The 4639-nt window shown below is 36.6% G+C and carries 4 protein-coding genes; 1 reads left to right on the forward strand and 3 read right to left on the reverse strand.

Going from position 1 to position 4639, the window contains the following annotated elements; translation table 11 throughout:
* The 3 genes from QZ620_RS13480 to QZ620_RS13490 form a co-directional block, all read right to left on the reverse strand.
* Nucleotides 1-1392, reverse strand: a 1392-nt coding sequence (locus tag QZ620_RS13480; RefSeq protein ID WP_295182609.1) for a DUF294 nucleotidyltransferase-like domain-containing protein, incomplete at its 3' end; no start/stop codon positions are given.
* Nucleotides 1393-1432: 40 nt separating this feature from the next.
* Nucleotides 1433-2515, reverse strand: a complete 1083-nt coding sequence (locus QZ620_RS13485) for a DNA topoisomerase IB (protein ID WP_295182612.1) — start codon at nt 2513-2515, stop codon at nt 1433-1435.
* 127 nt (nt 2516-2642) lie between these two features.
* On the reverse strand, nt 2643-3731 hold the full coding sequence (locus QZ620_RS13490) for a M42 family metallopeptidase (protein ID WP_295182615.1): 1089 nt from the start codon (nt 3729-3731) through the stop codon (nt 2643-2645).
* A 69-nt stretch (nt 3732-3800) separates the two neighbouring features.
* On the opposite strand from QZ620_RS13490, the gene QZ620_RS13495 reads away from it, so the two are divergent.
* On the forward strand, nt 3801-4562 hold the full coding sequence (locus QZ620_RS13495) for a DUF4294 domain-containing protein (protein WP_295182618.1): 762 nt from the start codon (nt 3801-3803) through the stop codon (nt 4560-4562).
* Nucleotides 4563-4639 lie beyond the last annotated feature (77 nt).

Here is a 4639-nt window from a genome sequence, read left to right on the forward strand (position 1 = left end):
GATCTGGCAGAGTAGAATTTCATCATTTCCTGAAGTAGTAACCCAGTTTGAAAATTGATCTTTCCATTCAGATAAAGACAGGCAATATTTATCATTCCTAGCCATCATCTCCGCCGGGCAAAACTGATAACCAATGATATTAAGCCTTTTGGTAACCTTTTTGGCTAGCTTAAGAAAGTAGGCTCTAACTTCTTCCAATTTTTCTTCCTCAACATTTTCGAATACAAGCGCATTGTCTTGATCTGTGAGTAGTAATTGTTCCTTTCTTCCCTGACTTCCCAGAGACATCCAGCTAAAACTACAGGGTAGAGGTTCCTCCATTTTATCAATGCAACGAGTAATTGTCCTTTTAATAGTTGCATCATTTAATTCAAAAATAATGGTACTGATATGGGATACCGGAATATTGCTTTTTATATATCCATCGAGCAACAGCATGATCTTTGTTCGAATCTTCTTCAGCTTTTTGGTGGAATTTGCTCTATTTATAGCTTTCATCAATACAGCAGGATTGTTACCCTGAGAAACGATAATATCATGTTCAGAAACAATTCCTTTTACTTTTGTATTTGGAGTGCCATCTTTGGTGATGCAGATATGATTGATCTTATGTTTCATCATCGCAAGCTGTGCCTGTGCCACCGTGAGGTTTTTAGAATAACAAATCACCGGAGAATTCATTACTTCTGAAATGTCGCTGGTAATAGGCAAAATACCGGTAGCAACCAGTTCTCTAAAATCCACATCGGTAACGATTCCAACAGGCTTTTTATCTTCCACCACGATAACCGATCCAACTTTGCGCTCACTCATAAGAGTAGCGGCTTTTTGAATGCTGGTGTTCCTGGATACTGTCACCATTTTCTTGACAATTGGAATAGGCTGAAGCTCAAATAACGGATCTTTATTTAGCTGAATTTCTTCTTCATCTGTAAATAGCCTGCCGCGATGTTTTTCTGAATAGGGGTTACGGGTGTTTGAAGCAAAGCTTTCCATAAGAAAATCTCCTACTTCAGGATTGTTGATCGCGTAAGGCTTAAAAAGGTTCAACGGAATGCCATAGATAACACTTTCTTCATCTGTGATGGCATTGATCTGGTAATTCTCCTTTGCAAATAATGGACGCAATCCAAAAATATCACCTTCATCACATTTATCAATAGTTTCAGGTTCTTTAGATTCTTCAACCTTCTGAAGATCTACTGCTCCTTTTTGGACAATGTAGAATTGATCGTGAACCTGTTCATCTTTTTTGAAGATCATTTTACCAGCCTCGAAATAGAATACAGTAATAGATTCCGAAATTTGAAGTAATTCAGATTTTTCCAAAAGTGAAAATGGCGGATAGTTTTCTAGAAAATCAGCGATACGAGCGGCAATGGAATTTGTCATATTTCAAATTTATCTGAAAATCCGACAATACACACCTGGATTAGTCAGCAATTTCTATTTCGTAATCTTTGATAAGCTTATAAATTGCTTTTTCTGTTTCTGAAAGTTGAACGTATTCTGGTTTTATATCTTCTTTCACCTTTTTAAAGTATGGTTCTATCTCTCCGTTTTCATAAGTTTCAATCACTTTTGGATGTACATAGTAACTTCTGCAAACAGAACGTGTGTTGCCAAGGCCTTCAGCAGCAGCATCAAAACCAATAAGGATATTCTTTTTATTTTGTTTTTCTTCTTCCGTATACCCTAATTCGTGTAGAGTTTCAAAAAATATTTTGGTAGCAGACCAGGTTCTAAAGTCCTTAGCCGAGTACATATCTCCACTAATTTCATGGATATAATCATTGATCATTCCACTATCTATAGTTTGCTTAACACCATTCTCATTATAAAACTTGAAAAGCTCCCATCCAGGAATTTCCTCACATTGATTGATCAATTTAATGAGTCGCTTATCGTCCACTGAAATAGAATGTTCTTTCCCTTTCTTTCCTATAAATTCGAATTTGAGTCCGTCATCCATAGTTTTCACGTGTTTGGTACGAAAAGTAGATAGACCATAAGTTTTATTATTCTTCGCATAATACTCATTACCAATCCTTATATGAGTTTCCTCCATAAGTCTAATGATCAAGGCGAGAACTTTGCGTTTAGGCATTCCTTTGAGATTGAGATCTTCATCCACCTGCTTCCTGATCTTGGGTAACATCTTCCCGAAGGCAGTCATTTTGAAAAATTTCGTCTGATTTCGAACTTTGGACCAGGTGGGATGATACATATATTGCTTGCGTTCTTTTTCGTCTCTTCCTACTACTTGAAGATGACCATTATGAAGATGTGTAATCCTTACATTTTTCCAGGCTGGCGGGATCACCAGACTTTTAATGCGATCAATCGTTTTCGGATCGGTAACTTTTTCATCCTTACGATAGTATGCAAAACCACGTCCTACTTTCTTTCTGCTTATTGAGAGTAAGCTTTCATTAACGTATCTAAGATTCGCAAGTTTTACGGCTTCATGAGTATCACTCATCATTACTTCTACATCATCAGGCGATAGCGTCATTATTTTTTTGTTTAAATATAGGATGAAATTGAGCACTTCAGAATTAAAGAAAAGTGAAAGTTTAGTGTTATAAAATAAAAAACTCCCTGACTACAGGGAGTTTAACAACATCTTGAGAAGTGTTCAATTAGTCAAAGTAACTAAAGGTATCACCTTCCTTAATCTTCAATAAAGATTCATAAATAAGATTGATCACATTTTCCACATCGTTTTTATGTACCATTTCAACGGTCGTATGCATATAACGCAAAGGTAAAGAAATCAATGCCGAAGGAACACCACCATTGCTATAAGCAAATGCATCGGTATCTGTACCTGTGAATCTCGATGACGCATGTCTCTGGAAAGGAATCTTCTTTTCTTCCGCAGTACCAATGATCAACTCTCTTAGTTTATTCTGTACCGCCGGAGCGTAAGAAATTACTGGTCCGTCACCAATCCTATTAAGTCCGTTAGTTTTCTTTTCGATCATTGGAGTAGTGGTGTCATGAGTAACATCGGTCACAATAGCAACATTTGGCTGAATACGATGTGTGATCATTTCTGCACCACGAAGACCAATCTCTTCCTGAACTGAATTAGTGATATAAAGTCCGAACGGTAATTTCTCGCCTTTTTCTTTTAATAATCTGGCTACCTGTGCAATCATAAAGCCACCAATTCTATTATCCAGAGCGCGACATACGAATTTGTCCTTATTCAGAATAAAGAATTCATCAGGATAAGTAATTACGCATCCTACATGAACACCCAGAGCTTCAACTTCCTCTTTATTCGTACATCCAACATCTATACAGATATTGTCCATTTTTGGAGACTGCTCCTTTTCCTTATCACGGGTGTGGATCGCCGGCCATCCAAAAACTCCTTTAACGATACCATTCTTAGTATGAATGTTTACACGTTTAGAAGCAGCAATCTGGTGATCACTACCACCGTTTCTAACTACATATATAAGTCCTTCATCAGAGATATAATTTACATACCATGAAATTTCATCAGCATGACCTTCTATAACCACCTTATATTTAGCTTCCGGATTTATGACACCAACTGCGGTTCCATAGGTATCAGTAATGAATTCATCCACGTAAGGTTTCAGATATTCCATCCATAATTTCTGGCCTTCAGACTCATATCCTGTGGGAGCTGCATTATTAAGGTATTTCTCTAGAAATTCGAGGGATTTTTGATCCAGTACTTCAGTTTTATCCATAGTTTCTTTTAATTTTCACGAATTTAAAAAATTTAGATTGGAGAGAAGTGGCTATTGACTAATTTTGGAATGGTTTTAGCAAAAAGAATTGATGATCCAAAATTAAACTTTATAGTGATTCGTATATTTTACATCTTACTTTTACTTACTTCAGCTACAGTAGTAGCTCAATCTGATACTTTATCAAGGCCTATGGATTCTACGGAAGTAGATACGTCTATGACCGCACAGTATATGATCATTGCAGGAGATTCGATTCCCAGAGAACTTATTGACCTGGAAGAAGTGGTGCTTTTGAGACGACTGAAGTTTGATAGTAATGCAGATAGGAAGCGTTACCTTATATTAAGGAGAAAGACCAGAAAAGTATATCCATATGCTAAAATGGCTTCGGAAAGATTGCTTACGCTCAATTCCAGGTTGGACGATATTAAGTCAAGACGTGCCCGTAAGAAGTATACCAAGGTCGTTCAGGATTATATTGAAGATGAATTTTCTGCTGAATTAAAGAAGCTTACCAGAACTGAAGGTCAGATTCTCGTGAAGCTTATTCATCGTCAAACAGGAACAACAGCTTTCGAGCTAGTAAGAGAACTTAAGAGTGGTTGGAGAGCCTTCTGGTACAATACAACTGCCAGTATGTTCGACATTTCTTTAAAAGAAGAGTACAACCCGAAAAATAACCAGGAAGATTTCCTGATCGAAGACATCTTACAAAGATCATTCAGGGATAATATTCTGGAAAGACAATCTTCTGCCTTGGATTTTGAATATCTTGATCTTAGTGATAAGTGGAATAGTAAGCAGAAATTAAGAAAAGTTTCAAACTAATTTTATAGAGCAGTAATTGATCTTCAATCACTTATAAATAATCTTGTATTTATTTTATATTTTTCTTCGGAAAGTCA

Source organism: uncultured Christiangramia sp. (assembly GCF_913046405.1).
GTDB classification, from domain to species: Bacteria; Bacteroidota; Bacteroidia; order Flavobacteriales; family Flavobacteriaceae; genus Christiangramia; species Christiangramia marina.